The following is a 15,616-nucleotide window of genomic DNA, read 5'->3' on the forward strand; positions in this document are numbered from 1 at the left end:
CTTTGAGCACAAAATATTTTATAAGCTCGTTTCATCCAAATTAAACTTGTTGGTTGTTATCTGGTGCAAGTTAAAACAAAAATATTAGCGAAAATCTAAGGAAAGTCAGTTTTGAAACTTCATCAATTAGTTGATGTTTGAAGGTTATAACTGTTTGTTAGACATGAATTTAACGGGGTACCATGAAGCAATAAATCCAATAATTAAAACTGCAGAGAAAGCTAAAATGATATCGGTAAAAACGATGTGAACCGGGTAAGCAGAAATAACAAAAGAACCACCTGCTCCGGGCAATTTTACCAGCGTGAAAGTAATCTGTAGCCAGCAAACAAATACGCCTAAAATAGTGCCTAAAATACCACCGGCCAGTGAAATCAACCAGCCTTCGTAAAGAAAAATACGATTGATTTGTTTTATAGGAAGTCCCATACTACTAAGGATTGAAATGTCCTCTTTTTTATCAATATAAAGCATGGTTAAATTTCCGATCATATTCCCGGAAGCCAGCAGTAATATAAAAACCAGTATAAAATAAACGGCCCACTTTTCCGATTTCATGGTTTTAAAAACCAGGTCGTGTTGCTGTTCTTTGTTTTTCACGTGGAACCCGGTTCCCAGAATTTCCTTCAGTTTATTCTGGATATCGTAAACATCTGCTCCATCAGCAAGGGCAAGTTCAATTGCCGATATGTTATTTTCATTGTCAAAAAGTTCGGTTGCAAATTCTTTTGATACCAGCATATATTTGGCATCCACATCTTCAAGCACAGCAAAAACTGCCGATGGGAAAAGATAGTTGTGGTTAAAAGCTCGAGACGGATTCAGTGAAAGCTGTTTCCCCTTTTTGGGTACATAAACATGCAAGGGATCGAGAAAAGAAACTCCTACGCCAAGGTTATTGGCAATACCACGACCAACAACAGCGTAATCAATACCATCTTTTTCCAGATAGTATTCGCCTTCTATCAGCAGCTTATCAATATTGGTATAATCCGGGTAGTTATCGGGAACACCTTTTATTGTAGCTGCAAACTGGCGTTTTCCATAGCGTAACAAGGCAACCTCTTCAATTACCTCGGCATACGAAACCACATCCGGTAACGATTTAATCTGTTCAATATCAATGCTATCAGGATCAAACATTTTCCCTTCAACTGATGAGATTTTAATGTCGGGGTCAAAGTCGCTGTAGAACATTCCTATCAGATCAGTAAAGCCGTTTAATACCGAAACAATAATAATAATAGCCATGGTACCTACCACAATTCCGGACATCGAAATCCAAGAAATTATGTTAATTATGTTCTGCTTTTTTTTGGAGAACAAGTAACGTTTTGCTATGAAAAATGGTAAGTTCAAACGCTGTTGTTTTGTTTGAAAAACGAAAAATTTCGGAAACTATTTTTTCAGCAGCTGATCAATGTTGTCGATATAATCGAGGCTGTCGTCCAGGTAGAATTCCAGGTCAGGAATAACACGCAGGCTTTTTCCTGTTTTCCGGCCCAGTTCGCCACGCAGCAGTTTACTTGAAAGTTTTATTTCTTCAAGAATTTCGTTTCCAAATTCCGAAGGGAAAATACTTAGGTGAACACGTGCTATACCAAGATCTTTTGTAACACGAACGTTTGTTACACTAATGAGTTTGCCCGGGAAGCGTTCTTTATTTACTTTTAAAAGAATATCGGCCATTTCGCGTTGAATGAGCCTCGATATTTTATTCTGTCTTGTGCTGTATTGTTCCATTGTTTCTGATTATAAGCTTCAAAATTACTCAAAAACCTTGAAACAGAAAGATTAATACGAAAACTACATCAAAATGAGCCATATTCTTCGTTTCAAAATTTTACCGTAGCTCACGCTATGCCTCAACTTTTGGCCTTGTCAAAGCACAAAGCATCTAAAACAATTTAAGACTCATTTCGAAATAGAATTGGTATAATCAGTTGAACAGCGATTTTTTAAAAGCATTTCGCAGGCTTTCGTTGGGTTTAATGATATTGTAGTTTTCCCAGAAATCTTCGTCGTAGGTTCCCAGTACTTCCACAAAAATATCGTTTCGCTTAAAACGTTCGTTTTTGTTAAAACGCTTTAAATCGGTGGGTTGAATGTTGGTTATCAAGAGGTCGGAAACGCTGTGAAACTCCGAATTTATTCGGTCTCTTCTACTTCGAACCTTAAATTTAACCGATGCTTTTGCAGATGCCAAATGCCATTTTCCCTGGTATTGGCGGTAATTTACCTGGTAATGTACGTATGTTGGCCGCGCCTTAACTTTGCGGGGTTTCTTTTTTATCATAATCTCTTCAGCCTTTTTTAGGCCCGCCTTATTTAAATGATAATTGGCATGTACAAGTGCAAATGTTTCACGGTGAACATACATTTCTCCTTCAAAAGGAGGGTAAAATTCGTTGGACTCAGGTTTAAATTCGACTACGTAAACCGGTTGGTTTTCATACCAAATCACATCGCTTATCTGGTACTCATAAGCCTGCTCGTATTCTGGATTAATAAAGGTTTCAATGGTTTTTACGGCATCCAGCTCAGTGATAGTAAACGGCCCCCCCATTAATTTAAAATTCAGCCATTTAAAGGGTTGAACATCACGGCTTTTTCGGCCTTTTATCAATCGTACCAAATCGCCACGCGTAGTTCCAATATAAGGTGCTTTTAACACTTCCATTACTGCTTCTGAAACGCTTATATAGTTTTTATCCTGTTGAACAGTTTCGCGGTAAAAGGCGGTCATTAATTTGGTTGAAGGAGTGTAATTTTTCTTATAATTTGCCCGCATATTCACCAGAAGTTTTTCGGTGGTAACGGCCGTAACTTTTACTTCCTTTATTTTAATTGAAGCGGGATCAAGGATAAAAAGATCTTCATCGAGCAATTGATTAGCCGGAAACATTTTTTGCTCGTAACCCATGCACGAAATAACAATGGTATCGCGGATGTAGGACGGATGAACTTTTAGCAAAAACTCGCCATCAGTATTACTGATGGTACCAATTGGTTCTTTGAGTATGGAAACCGAGGCAAAAGGAACGGCGCGTCCTTTTCGGTTTTCAATTAATTTACCCGAAAGAAAAAAATATTTTACCGGCACTGTATCTTGTGCTGCCGTTAATACTTTTTCATCCGATTTGCGGGTAATTATTACCTGATTTTGCAACTCGTTAAAACGATAGTGAGTTGTATCGAGAAGTTGATTAAGAATAGTGTATAACGACTTGTTTTGTGCCGATATACTAACTTTTTGTTCGGTATTGATAATGGTAGCATCGTACGAAAAAAATACATTAGCCTGCCAACTGATCTGTTCTAAAATAAAATCGAGCGACTGATTGGTTTGATAAATGCTGATGCGGCGCTCGAAAATAGAGCCATCCTGCTGCTGGCCTTTTGTAGTAAAGGATAGCAACAGGATGGTTGATAATATGATCAGTAGCTTTACCGGCTGCATTAAAACATCTTTTTCAGATGAAAAGAAGTTTTAAATTCTTCTCCGTCTCGTAGTACTGTAAGTCTAATTTTTTTATTCTCGCGGCTTTGAAGCAGTAGATTAATATCGTTTAATTCGAGCGACTGGTGGTTACTGCTGTTAATACGAATAATCTGGTCGTTTTCCTGTAATCCGGCAATGTGTGCGGGCGAATTTTCACGTATATCGGCAATGGTGAAAATGGGTAATCCGGGCATTGGATTGGTAACTTCCATTCCGCTCATGTTGTAATTAAAATCTTCTTTAATATCATTATTTGGGCGCAATGTTAAACGCTTATTCCGGTAATCGATTGTAACATAGAATCGTCGTAAAATTTCTGCGCCAATTGTTCCGTTTCTGTCGTTTACCGAAATCAGGCTATCGATTTGTTTTGAATTTGGAAAGGCTACAATTGGTTTTGTCAATAAGCGCGGCCCAATCCAAATGGCATCAATTCTTCCTTTTGTTCCGTACAGGTCGCCGTTTAAACCACGGCCTAAAAATGTTTCAACATTCTTTTGTGGTAAATTAATTCGCTCGTCCGAATTTTCTGATAACCAAAGTGCATCGCTGGCACCGGTGTCAACCAGTAGTTTTACCGGAACTTCTTTCATTTCGTCGGTAACAATTGTTGTACGCACAAACGGTTTGTTTCCATCAAAATGCAATGGCATAATAATATCTTTTCGTCGGTCGCGGTATTTAAAATATTCCGGTTTGTACAAAGTCAGCTTTTCATTCAGGTAATCAACTTTTACAATGTAATCTTTAAACAGATTAAAGCCAATTAATCCGTGAACCGGAACTCCCAACATATGCGAAATCTGGAAGTTCTCGTCAATAATCATCTGCACCTCCTGGTTACGGGCTGTTAATCCGTCAATGTGCATAACGTTATTCCCTGAACGGTAGGCAGTTATCGATTCTCCTTCACCAAGTCCTTTTACCTTAACCGGCATCATGTAGTTCAAATTCAGTTTGTTAATAAACGGAAGCTCGGTAATTATAGGCTGGCGAACGCCGGTGTCGAGAATAAAATTCAGGGTATCTGAGTTGTTAATATTAACCGGAATGATAATTAAATTACTTGCCGATTTAAAGTTGATCGTGATGCGTTTATCGCGTGGGTTATCGAACAAAAAACCGCGGTTTGTGCTGGCAAATTGTTGCGTGGTATTTTCGTATTCCATACTTTCATCTATAGGAACGTAATCGCGCACTACCAGCAAGTTGTCTTCAATTTCAAAAAGCAAATAGAAATCTTTCATCAGTTTATCGAGCACATATTTTAAAGGCTTGTTCGATACGTTTAAACTGATTTTTTTATCTGCAACCATATCGGCGTTGTACGAGTAATCAATGTCCAGGTATTTACATATCTTTTCAATAACATCTGAAAGTGGCTCGTCTTCAGCATAAATACTGATGTTTTGATCGAGCGCCTGGCTCTTTGTATCCTGGGCAAAACTGGTGTTAGGTACCACTAACAAAGCCAGCAAGGCCATTAGAACGATAATTTTTATTTTATTCCATTTTATAGGTTTCATGACTTTTAAGCTTTACTGTTTGTTTGTACGGCTCATTAAAGTGTAATGTTTGCCTTCTACCGATAAATCCAGATCAAATGTGAGCCGAATTACATTTAGAACGAAATTAACCGGTTTTTGATCAAAATGACCTTCATATAGCAAGTCGTTTAGCTCCGGTTCCATCACGTCGATATCAATGTGGTAAGCTTTTTCAAGACATTCAACCACTTCGTGTAACGGAACAGTGTTAAAAATGAGGTCGTGTGTTTTCCAGGCCAGGAAATTAGGATCGCTGTTCACTGTTTTCATCAAATCAAGATTCGACAGATGCAGTGTTCCTTTTTCGCCCGGAGTTAAAAATACCTCGCGGCTTTCCATTTCAGGATTTTCGTTTTTACTGATTACCTGAACTTTACCTGTTTCAACAATAACCTCAACGGTTTCTGCCTCCGGGTATGCACTAACGTTAAAAGAGGTACCTAAAACTTTAACTTGTGCATTGCCGGCATTAATTACAAACGGTTTTTCGGGATTACGCTGAACATCGAAAAATGCTTCGCCAATGATGGTAACTTCGCGGGTACTGCCTTTAAACTTTTTCGGAAACAGCAGTTTCGAATCGTTGTTTAAAGTAACCACCGAGCCATCGGGTAAAACATATTCATTCAGCACCTGATCTTTGGCCGAGATCACCTCGCTGTAATAGGCCTTGTCCGAATTGCGGAAACCAAGGTAATATGCAACTGAACCCAATAAAAGCGCGATAACAACTATTGCAGCATATTTGTAGAATTTTGCAATAACCTCCTTTCTTGTTTTTTGTAGCTGAATAGATCGAGCTTTAGCAGGGCGTAATTGTGTATAAACAGATTTCCAGGCCGTTTCGTGATCAAACTTTTTTGCCTGGTAATGGGAATCCACTTTTTTGAGCATGTTTTTATACTGCTCAAACTCTGCCTGGTTTTTATCAGATTGACTGATCCAGGTCTCCACCTCGTCATTTTCCTGCGAACTGGTTTCGTTGTTTAAATATTTGGTAACCAGTTCCCAATCAAATTTTTCTATGTTCTCCATTTTTCCCATCTCGCTTTAATGACAATACACAATTAATTTACCCCTAAGTCGAAAATTAAAAAATTGTTCTATTCCGAATGAAAACTATTTTGACAAAAGGAAATGCTCTGATTTTCAGATCTTAAAATAGTTCACTATTCTCGCGTCCTAAAAATCCTGCGCTTTCCTTTTCTCTTTATATTTTTCATTCTCATAACGAAAATTTATTGAATTAATCGACTAAACTTTTTTTGTCCTGCTAACAAAAAAGTAGAAGATGAAGGTGTTATATTTGTTTAATTTATCTCGTAATGATTTGATTGCCAAACTCATTTGTGCCTCCACAGTTTTTATAGAAATATTTAGTTTTTCGGCAATTTCGCGGTATTTTAATCCTTCTTCGCGGCTAAGCCGGAATATTTCGCGACGTTTTTCCGGCAGTTCTTCAATGCTTTTGGCAATGTCGGCTGCCAGATTAACTTCTATATAATCGTTATTAAAGTTGCTCGATTCCGATTCGGAAATTACTTTTTGAGCATGTTGTAGCCTAATAATACTATGTTTAATATAATTCAGGCAAAGGTTTTTTACTGATCGGAACAGGTAGTTTTTCAGCGACGATTCAACAGAAAGCTCGGTCCGGCGTTCCCAAAACTTCACGAAAAAATCCTGAACGATTTCTTCGGCAGCAATATCGTCTTCAATAATTTTCGAGGCAAAGTTGCAAAGGTATCTGTAATACATTTTGAATAGCTTTTCAAAAGCTTTTTCATCGCCCTGCTGAATATTTTCGAATAGTTTGTTTTCTTCGAATGACTTCATGTACAAATAGTTCTATCGGTAGTTGCGAAGGTATGAAAAAGAAATTCTTTGCAAAAGATTAAAATTATGTTTACGAAATTAATATCATTTTGTGCTTTGGTTTAAGCTGCTATTTTTGCTGACCTTAATTATCATAGAACAAGCATGAAAAAGAAAGTAAAAGTGAAGTTCCCAAAAGCATTTTGGGTGGCTAATGCAGTGGAATTATTAGAGCGGGCTGCCTATTATGGAGTGTTTATTGTTATCACACTGTATTTGTCGCGTATATTAGGATTTAACGATTTTCAGGCGGCAATTCTGGCCGGATCGTTTTCTGCGGGGCTGTACCTGCTACCTACCTTTGCCGGTGCAATTGCCGATAAAATTGGTTTTAAAAAATCTTTGCTGATTGCTTTTTCGTTGCTTTCGATTGGTTACCTGTCGATGGGTGTATTGCCAACCATGCTCGAATCTTCAGGCTTGGTAGAATATACGAAAACTACACAGTTTAACGGACTCCGCGAGAGCAACTTAAAGTGGATTATTATTCCGATAATGCTTGTGATAATGATTGGCGGATCGTTTATCAAGTCGTGTATTACCGGAACAGTTGCCCGCGAAACTACCATAAAGACACGCGCCCAGGGCTATTCTATTTTTTATATGATGGTAAATATTGGTGCATTTTCGGGAAAAACCATTGTAAAGCCATTGCGCGATGCCATGGGAAATGAGGGGCTGGTAACGCTGAATTACTTTGCTGCAGGAATTACATTTTTAGCGGTAATTTTGGTAGCTATTTTTTATAAAGCCAGCCGGTCGCAGGGCGAAACGAAGAGTTTTACACAGATTCTTGATGCGCTGGTTAAGGTACTTTCCAATGCACGTTTAATAATTCTTATCCTTATTATTACCGGCTTTTGGATGGTACAGCATCAGTTGTATGCCACCATGCCTAAGTATGTATTACGGCTTGCGGGGGAAGGCAGTGCTATTTCGTGGTTTGCCAACGTAAACCCGCTGGTGGTTTTTCTTACCGTAGGTTTTGTAACTCAGCTTATGCGTAATAAAACCTCGCTGTTTTCGATGACCGTCGGGATGTTTATTATGCCTGTTTCTGCACTGTGCATGGCATCAGGACATTTAATGGGCAGCGAATTCATTTTAGGCTTGCACCCCGTTGCTTTTATGATGATTGTGGGGATCATTTTCCAGGGACTGGCTGAAACATTTATTTCTCCCCGCTACCTGGAGTATTTTTCGTTGCAGGCACCATCAGGTGAAGAAGGTTTGTATCTTGGTTTTAGTCACTTACACTCCTTTCTTTCTTCTATTCTTGGTTTTGGATTGTCGGGCTGGTTGCTTACCAAATATTGCCCCGATCCGTTGTTGTTTGATACACATGCCGAGTGGGAAGCTGCTTCAGTAAATGCACATTATATCTGGTTTTATTTTGTGGGAATTGCCTCGGTATCAGCTATTTCGTTAATTGTTTATGGGAAAGTGGTAAAACATATTGATCGTAACAAACAAATTTCAGCATAATATTTTGCTGATTCAGGTGAAATAATTAGTTTTGCACACCAATTTTCCACAAAGGAAGTTTGCCCGGGTGGCGGAATTGGTAGACGCGCTGGATTCAAAATCCAGTTCTGGCAACGGAGTGCGGGTTCGATTCCCGCCCCGGGTACTTGGTGAAACACCAAAAAACATTAAAAGCGCTTAAAATCAATGATTTAAGCGCTTTTTTATTTAGCATAAATATCAAAAAAAGTGCTTTAAAACCATCTAAAATGCGACAAAATCGAGACCTATGGTTAAATAGACTCGATAGGTCTCGCTAAACGATGTAACTCGCTGATTCATTTCATTTTAATTGGTTTAATTTGGTTCGTTTTACTGTTTCAAAAGTGGCATTTATAATGTATTTTTAGACAGTGAGCGAGACCTAAATTGTTAAAATTTATGGATTATGAGGATTACAATTGCATTTTTACTTAAAAAATCAAAGAAGCGGGAAGACAGAACTTACCCCGTTTATGTCAGGTTTACGTTCAATGGAAAACGTGCTGAATTATCGACAAAGCTATTTGTTGATCAGAATTCCTGGGATATATCAAAAGAAAGAATGACTGGCTCATCAAGTTTAGCGAAGACAACTAATAATCGTCTTGATAAAGTAGCTTCTAATATTCTTGATATTTATAATCAGTTTGAAGCCGGGAACAAAAAGTTTGATGTAGTTGATATTAAAAACAAACTTTGCGGCATAGAAGAAGAGCATGGAATAGTTGAAATGTTTGGTGTTTATATGAACACGATTGAATCAAATATTGGCAAAGGATTTTCAGCTACAACGCTCAAACATTATAAAACCTCAAAAAACCGGCTTTTAAACTTTTTATCTGACGTCTATGGGAAGAAGGAGTGGAACCTTAGCAACATAGGTTATAAGTTTATTAATGATTTTGATGTATACCTAAAATCAAAATACAACAACAGTGTAAATACTGCCTGGTGTTACCATAAGCACATGAAGAAAGTATTGAATATTGCAGTTGCCATGGATTATCTTTCAACGAATCCGTATGTAAAGTTTCAAGTAAAAACAGAACAACCTAAACGCGAATTTTTAACTCAAAAGGAATTAAAAAGAATAAGGAAAAAGAAGATTGAGATTGAACGGCTTGCCATTGTGAGAGATATTTTTCTATTTGCCTGCTATACAGGATTATCTTATGCTGATATATCGAAGTTGGCAAAACAGCATATCAGAATAGGGAATGATGGAAAAAATGGATTATTATAGACCGAACAAAAAATGGATCAAGATGTAGAGTTCCATTGTTGGCTGTTGCTAAAAACATTTTAAAGCGCTATAAAAACTATCCAATAAATGATTCAAAAGGGCTATTGCTACCTGTAAACTCAAACCAAAAAATGAATGCTTATTTAAAGGAGATTGCTGATATATGCGGAATTAAAAAGAATTTATCAATGCACGTAGCCAGGCATACATTTGCTACAACAATAACATTAACAAATGGCGTACCAATTGAAACGGTTTCTAAAATACTTGGGCATAGCTCACTGAAAACAACACAGATTTATGCTCGGATTTTGGACTGTAAGATTTCAGAAGATATGCAGAAAGTAAAGATTGGTTAGGCATGGCGTATTTTTATTTGAAGCCAACTTATTTATCATAAAAAATTATTGTGATAGACATTAATTCAAGAATAAATGTTAAAAGTTATTGGATATAATAATCTGTTTGTTAAGTTTATAGTCTCAACAAAAAACCTGTATACCGTGAATACGCACAAATTTCCTTCCATAAAACTTGTCATCTTGTTTTTTCACTTATTCGCTTTGTTTTCAGCATGCACAAACAAACCCAATGCTACTGCCGAGGTAAATAAAGAGGCTCTTCCTGAAGAAAAAAACAGAGTGGAGGTAGTTACACTCGAAAAAAACGATTTTCTAAAAGAGATTGTGAGCAATGGTAAATTATCTGCCTCGCAGCAAGCTGAACTTTATTTCAAAGTTTCCGGCTCGTTGGCTACCATTGATGTGAAGAACGGGAATACCATAAATAAAAATGATGTTATTGCCAGTCTTGATAATGAGACATACCGTCTTAATATGAAGAAGGCCGACATTACCCTGGAGCAGGCCAATATTGACAAGTTGGATGCTTTGATTGGCATGGGGTACACCATTACCGACACGCTTTATGCAGCAGATCATGAAGCGATTGCCGATATCCGGTCGGGCTATAACCAGGCACAGGTAACTTTTGAAGAAGCCCGGCTGCAATTGTCAAAAACAGAACTAAAAGCACCGTTTTCCGGGAAAATTTCGGGAATTAAACAAAAACCTTTCGAGCAAGCCAATGTTTCAGAACCATTTTGTACACTTATTAATGATCGTAGTTTTTACATTGATTTTCCATTGCTTGAAACCGAAATCTCAAAAGTAAAACTAGGGCAAGATGTAACTATTACTCCTATTTCCGGCGCCCAAAATACTACCGGTATAATTTGTGAAATTGATCCGAACATCGATGAAAACGGATTAATCTGGTTAAAGGCTGAGGTGCAAAATCCCGGTGAGTATATGCAGGGAATGAATGTAAAAGTAAGCATAAAACAAGCTATATCCGATCAATTGGTTGTACCTAAAGAGGCTGTGGTATTACGTCAGAACCGTGAAGTGCTTTTCCGCTACACCAATGGAATTGCTTACTGGACCTACATAAACGTACTTAACGAAAACGAAAATGAATATGCAGTGATGGCTGCTGAAGGTGCAACGCTTTCAGCCGGCGATACGGTAATTGTTTCGAATAATCTAAACCTGGCGCACGAATCGGAAGTGGAAATTACTAACTAAACAAACCTCCGAAAATGGTAAAATTCCTGATTCACCGACCAATAGCTGTAACAATGGCATTTCTGGCTTTCCTGCTTGTAGGAATTGCTACGACCGTACAAATTCCGGTGTCGTTAATGCCCGATATCGATATTCCTGTTATCTCCATACGGGTGCCATCGAATGAAATGCCGGCCCGCCAGCTGGAAAATTCGGTAGTGAAACAAATCCGCAGTGTACTAAAAGAAGTGAACCACATTGAGGAGATGAAAAGCGAAACACGTGATGGAACAGCCTGGATCGAACTGCGCTTTAAACACGGAACTTCCATCGATCTAGCTTCCATTGAGGTGAACGAAAAAGTGGATAAGGCCATGAACTATCTTCCTCGCAATATGAGCCGCCCGGAAGTGATAAGAGCCAGCGCTTCGGATATACCCGTTTTTTACCTGATGGTGAATAAAAAGCAGGAACTAATAACCGGCAACAAAGAGGAATTTCTGCAACTAAGTAATTTCACCAGCCAGGTAATAAGAAAACGCCTGGAGCAGCTTCCTGAAGTTGCATTGGTCGACATGAGCGGTCTGCAATACCCCGAAATTAAAATCACACCACACACCGCCTACCTGCAAAACGGTACTTTTACCATTTCGCAACTGGAGCAGGAACTAAATAACAACAATATTGATTTGGGAAACCTTTTAATACGCGATGGCCAATACCAATACAACATTCGCTTTAACACCCGGCTTCGTGATGTTTCAGAGATTGCCGAGATTCCGGTAAACCTGAACGGAAAAGTGGTGTCGCTATCGGAAATTGCCGATGTGAGTCTTCAGCCACAAAAACCACAGGGAAACATAAAGATCAACTCAGAAAGTGCAATTAGCCTGGCAGTGATTAAACAATCGGATGCAAAAATGGCAGACTTAAAGGACAAGCTTAATGAGTTGGTCAGCTATTTTAAAGAAGATTACCCCGAACTGGAATTTACGATCACCCGCGATCAATCCAAACTATTGGAGTACTCGATCAATAACCTGGGGCAAAGTCTGCTAATCGGCGGAATGCTTGCGTTTCTGATACTATTTGTATTTCTGCGCGAACGAAAAGCTCCCTGGCTAATCGGTATCAGCATCCCGGTTTCGCTGTTGCTGTCCCTCTTTTTCTTTTACCTCTTTAAACTCTCCATCAACATTATTTCGCTTTCAGGATTGATACTTGGCGTTGGAATGATGATCGATAATTCGATTATTGTTATCGACAATATTACGCAATACCGCGACCGGCATTTTACCTTGTCACGGGCGTGCGAAGTGGGAACAAACGAAGTTATCCGGCCCTTAATCAGTTCGGTACTTACCACCTGCGCTGTTTTTATTCCTTTAATATTTATGAAAGGAATGGCCGGTGCCTTGTTTTTCGATCAGGCCATTGCAGTAACCACCGGCTTAAGTATTTCGTTGCTGGTTTCAATCACCCTCCTCCCTACCCTTTACAGGCTGTTTTATTCAAAAGCGAAACAGGAAAAACAAAAGCGCCGCAAAGATCCCGGTTATTATCGCTGGTACGAACGCGGATTAAAAGTTGTGCTCCGAAATCAGGGACTTACTCTTGTTTTTGTCCTCTTGCTATTAGCCGGTGCGGCGGTTTTAGGGCGAATGTTAACAACCTCGCGATTCCCGGAAGTAAGCCAGGATGAAATGGTTTTAAAAATTGACTGGAATGAACCGCTTACGCTCGAAGAAAATAACAAACGGGTAAATGAATTAATGGCTTCTTTAACTACAAAACCACTTTATTTTATTGAAGAAGCAGGAAAACAACAATACCTGTTAAACAGCGGAGAAGATGCCGGAACAACAGAAAACAAGCTGATAATAAAAGCAGAATCACCGGCACATTTATCAAAAATGATTAAAGAGTTTAGCACGTATTTTGCCGGGAATTTCCCCGCTGTCGATTTTAGTTTTGCGGAAGCCGACAACCTGTTTAACCTGGCCTTTGGCAAATCGGATGCCCCGCTAATTGCACGTTTTTCGCACTTTAACCCGGGCAATAAAAATTACCTCGATGAGCTTTCGGCCTTGTTGGCCGATCTGGATAAAAACTACCCCAACAGTTTGCAATCGAAACTGATAACACGACAATTGATTTTGCTGGAAACCGATCCGGAGAAACTGATGTTTTACGAGGTTGACAATGACGAACTTTACCGCGAAGTAAAAAGTGCTTTTAACGTGAATACGGTGTTTACCATCAACAACAACAATATGTTTGTTCCGGTGAGCATCGGCAACTCCTACCAATCGGTTTATCAAATCATTCAAAATATACAGGTAAGAAATCAGAACAATGAGGAAATTCCTCTGTCGGGATTGGTAAAAGTAAATAGTGGTTCAGGCTTAAAATCCATTGTTGCCGGTAAGGAAAACGAATATTTCCCGGTGGAATTTGAGATCAACCCGGGTGATTTTAAAACGGTTTCAGAAGATATTAAAACCATTGCGGCAAATCACTCCTCTTTCGACCTTATGTTTGGGGGCTCCATACTTTCGAACCGAGCCATGCTTACAGAATTACTGATGATTATTGGAGTTAGTTTACTCCTGCTCTATTTCATTCTGGCTGCACAGTTCGAATCGTTTGTTCTACCCGTAATTGTATTGCTTGAAGTTCCGATCGACCTGTTTGGCGCATTTCTGGCGCTAAAACTTTTTGGTGCCGGAATCAATATTATGTCGGCCATCGGAATTATTGTAATGGCCGGGATTATCATCAACGATTCCATCCTGAAAATCGATACCATGAACAAGTTACACGATTCAGGTTATTCCTTGATCCGTTCGGTTATGGAAGCCGGACACCGGCGTTTAAAACCAATTATAATGACCAGTTTAACCACTATTCTTGCAATGCTTCCTTTCCTTTTTCAGAAAGGTATGGGCGCCGAATTGCAACAACCACTGGCACTGGCAATTATAGGAGGAATGCTGCTGGGCACACTGGTAAGTTTATACTTTATTCCGATGATGTATTATTTGCTGAAGAAAGGGAAATAGTCATCTGAATAATGCTAGTCAACTGAACAAATTTATCATGAAATTAAAACATAATTCTTTTCAAATTTTTGGAATTTTATTCCTGGTTTCATTGCTTTCTTGCGCGTGTCAAGAGAAAAAAGGACAAAAGGTAAGTTTACAAGAAACCGCTTCTTTTTACACCATTCCCTTCGACCAGATTGTAAAGAACAAACGAGAAGTTAAATTATCGGAGTTTGCATCTGAAGCTAAAATTATCCAGTTTGAGAATATTCCTGAAGCAATGCTGGGAGACGTTGAGGACATTGAGCTAACAAAGGATTACATCTTTGTAAAATTCTGGGAACATCCTGTGTTGCAATTCTCGCACGATGGAAAATTTATCAGAGACATCGGAAAAAGAGGAAAAGGACCGGGTGAATATGGCACTTGTATGAAATTGTCGATAGATGAAAAAAATGAAAAAGTTTATATTCATACAGGAGAGCTTGACGTGAAGGTTTTTAATTTTAAGGGAGACTACCTGAAAACCTATAATTATGAAGCCCTTGAGAATTTCATGTGTTTCTGGATATGGGGCCGCGATAGTTGTTTAATCAGTTATTTTGAACCGATGAGAGGAACAGAACCTTTTGTTTTTATTGAGCACAATGCAAAAGGAGATACGTTACAAACTATTGCTAATCATATATTTTGGGATTCAAAAGGAGAATTCGGAAGTATAACTCCATTCTTTGGCGTACAGAATTTCTATTATTGTTTTAATGGTAAAACTCATTTAAAAGGTGCTTATAACGACACCGTCTATACGTATAATAACAGTAATAAGTTAGTTCCGAAATATTGTATAGACTTAGGTCGTTATAAGCTCCCGGATGATTTAATTTACGAACGCAAACGAACCCGACCTGTTCCTGACAATTTAATTTGGACTGGCGTGCACGAAACCTCCGATAACATTTTTATTCCTTATGGCTACCATTACGATATTGAGAAACCGGAGTTGCGGAATGAAAAGCAAGGATTGGTTTTGTATAATAAAAATACAAAGGAAGGCCTGGCCATAAAAGAAACAAAACAAGGCGGACTTATTGATGACTTTACCGGAGGCCCCGATTTCAGACCAATAAGGATAAACGGAAATACCGCTATAATGTTGGTAACAGCCCTTGATATGAAATTGTACCTCGAATCGGATGCCTTCAGAAACAAAGCGGTAAAATTCCCGGAGGAAAAGGAAAAACTAATTCAGTTGAATAAAACACTTAACGAAAACGACAACCACTTTTTTGTATTGGCAAAACTCAACTAAGCGGCTTTCCTTGTTTCATGGTAAG

General features: G+C 38.6%; 12 protein-coding genes and 1 tRNA gene. 7 read left to right on the forward strand and 6 right to left on the reverse strand.

The annotated features are described in order from the left end of the window. Nucleotides 1-144: 144 nt before the first annotated feature. From G0Q07_RS01805 to G0Q07_RS01830, 6 genes are all read right to left on the reverse strand, one after another. A complete protein-coding gene (locus G0Q07_RS01805; protein ID WP_163344472.1) occupies nucleotides 145-1,275 on the reverse strand; it encodes an ABC transporter permease in 1,131 nt (376 codons plus the stop codon). Between the two features lie 123 nt (nucleotides 1,276-1,398). Next, nucleotides 1,399-1,743, reverse strand: a complete 345-nt coding sequence (gene rbfA / locus G0Q07_RS01810; protein WP_163344473.1) for a 30S ribosome-binding factor RbfA — start codon at nucleotides 1,741-1,743, stop codon at nucleotides 1,399-1,401. Nucleotides 1,744-1,939: 196 nt separating this feature from the next. Beyond that, a complete protein-coding gene (locus G0Q07_RS01815; protein WP_163344474.1) occupies nucleotides 1,940-3,460 on the reverse strand; it encodes an STN and carboxypeptidase regulatory-like domain-containing protein in 1,521 nt (506 codons plus the stop codon). Next, the gene (locus G0Q07_RS01820; RefSeq protein ID WP_163344475.1) at nucleotides 3,460-5,028 is read right to left on the reverse strand and encodes an aspartyl protease family protein; all 1,569 of its coding nucleotides are present in this window, start codon (nucleotides 5,026-5,028) and stop codon (nucleotides 3,460-3,462) included. The genes G0Q07_RS01815 and G0Q07_RS01820 overlap by 1 nt, the downstream gene beginning before the upstream one ends. A 12-nt stretch (nucleotides 5,029-5,040) precedes the next feature. After that, nucleotides 5,041-6,084 (reverse strand): FecR family protein, encoded by a 1,044-nt coding sequence (locus tag G0Q07_RS01825; RefSeq protein ID WP_163344476.1) that lies wholly within the window; start codon nucleotides 6,082-6,084, stop codon nucleotides 5,041-5,043. 219 nt (nucleotides 6,085-6,303) lie between these two features. After that, nucleotides 6,304-6,885 (reverse strand): RNA polymerase sigma-70 factor, encoded by a 582-nt coding sequence (locus G0Q07_RS01830; protein ID WP_163344477.1) that lies wholly within the window; start codon nucleotides 6,883-6,885, stop codon nucleotides 6,304-6,306. A gap of 144 nt (nucleotides 6,886-7,029) precedes the next feature. Here G0Q07_RS01830 and G0Q07_RS01835 point away from each other — a divergent pair, with 144 nt between their 5' ends. The 7 genes from G0Q07_RS01835 (at nucleotide 7,030) to G0Q07_RS01865 (ending at nucleotide 15,591) form a co-directional block, all read left to right on the forward strand. Beyond that, complete coding sequence (locus G0Q07_RS01835) at nucleotides 7,030-8,409, forward strand: MFS transporter (protein WP_163344478.1); 1,380 nt, start codon at nucleotides 7,030-7,032, stop codon at nucleotides 8,407-8,409. Nucleotides 8,410-8,470: 61 nt separating this feature from the next. Then, nucleotides 8,471-8,554 (forward strand) — tRNA-Leu (locus G0Q07_RS01840). Nucleotides 8,555-8,836: 282 nt separating this feature from the next. Further along, on the forward strand, nucleotides 8,837-9,673 hold the full coding sequence (locus tag G0Q07_RS01845) for a site-specific integrase (protein ID WP_163344479.1): 837 nt from the start codon (nucleotides 8,837-8,839) through the stop codon (nucleotides 9,671-9,673). A gap of 38 nt (nucleotides 9,674-9,711) precedes the next feature. Next, nucleotides 9,712-10,032 carry a site-specific integrase gene (locus G0Q07_RS01850; protein ID WP_246222963.1) on the forward strand — a complete coding sequence of 107 codons (321 nt, stop codon included), beginning with the start codon at nucleotides 9,712-9,714 and terminating at the stop codon, nucleotides 10,030-10,032. Between the two features lie 75 nt (nucleotides 10,033-10,107). Then, nucleotides 10,108-11,259, forward strand: coding sequence for an efflux RND transporter periplasmic adaptor subunit (locus G0Q07_RS01855; protein ID WP_163344480.1), 1,152 nt, complete (start codon nucleotides 10,108-10,110; stop codon nucleotides 11,257-11,259). A 14-nt stretch (nucleotides 11,260-11,273) separates the two neighbouring features. Continuing rightward, a complete protein-coding gene (locus G0Q07_RS01860) occupies nucleotides 11,274-14,300 on the forward strand; it encodes an efflux RND transporter permease subunit (protein WP_163344481.1) in 3,027 nt (1,008 codons plus the stop codon). 37 nt (nucleotides 14,301-14,337) lie between these two features. Continuing rightward, the gene (locus tag G0Q07_RS01865; protein ID WP_163344482.1) at nucleotides 14,338-15,591 is read left to right on the forward strand and encodes a 6-bladed beta-propeller; all 1,254 of its coding nucleotides are present in this window, start codon (nucleotides 14,338-14,340) and stop codon (nucleotides 15,589-15,591) included. Nucleotides 15,592-15,616: the final 25 nt, after the last annotated feature.

The sequence above is a fragment of the Draconibacterium halophilum genome (genome assembly GCF_010448835.1).
In the GTDB taxonomy this organism is placed as follows: domain Bacteria; phylum Bacteroidota; class Bacteroidia; order Bacteroidales; family Prolixibacteraceae; genus Draconibacterium; species Draconibacterium halophilum.

What these genes read in the sequence shown, in the direction of transcription:
- rbfA (WP_163344473.1), bottom strand. Translation starts at nt 1,743, where the DNA reads ATGGAACAATACAGCACAAGACAGAATAAAATATCGAGGCTCATTCAA.
- G0Q07_RS01825 (WP_163344476.1), bottom strand. Translation starts at nt 6,084, where the DNA reads ATGGAGAACATAGAAAAATTTGATTGGGAACTGGTTACCAAATATTTA.
- G0Q07_RS01805 (WP_163344472.1), bottom strand. Translation starts at nt 1,275, where the DNA reads ATGTCCGGAATTGTGGTAGGTACCATGGCTATTATTATTATTGTTTCG.
- G0Q07_RS01845 (WP_163344479.1), top strand. Translation starts at nt 8,837, where the DNA reads ATGAGGATTACAATTGCATTTTTACTTAAAAAATCAAAGAAGCGGGAA.
- G0Q07_RS01855 (WP_163344480.1), top strand. Translation starts at nt 10,108, where the DNA reads ATGTTAAAAGTTATTGGATATAATAATCTGTTTGTTAAGTTTATAGTC.
- G0Q07_RS01835 (WP_163344478.1), top strand. Translation starts at nt 7,030, where the DNA reads ATGAAAAAGAAAGTAAAAGTGAAGTTCCCAAAAGCATTTTGGGTGGCT.
- G0Q07_RS01815 (WP_163344474.1), bottom strand. Translation starts at nt 3,460, where the DNA reads ATGCAGCCGGTAAAGCTACTGATCATATTATCAACCATCCTGTTGCTA.
- G0Q07_RS01860 (WP_163344481.1), top strand. Translation starts at nt 11,274, where the DNA reads ATGGTAAAATTCCTGATTCACCGACCAATAGCTGTAACAATGGCATTT.
- G0Q07_RS01865 (WP_163344482.1), top strand. Translation starts at nt 14,338, where the DNA reads ATGAAATTAAAACATAATTCTTTTCAAATTTTTGGAATTTTATTCCTG.
- G0Q07_RS01830 (WP_163344477.1), bottom strand. Translation starts at nt 6,885, where the DNA reads ATGAAGTCATTCGAAGAAAACAAACTATTCGAAAATATTCAGCAGGGC.
- G0Q07_RS01820 (WP_163344475.1), bottom strand. Translation starts at nt 5,028, where the DNA reads ATGAAACCTATAAAATGGAATAAAATAAAAATTATCGTTCTAATGGCC.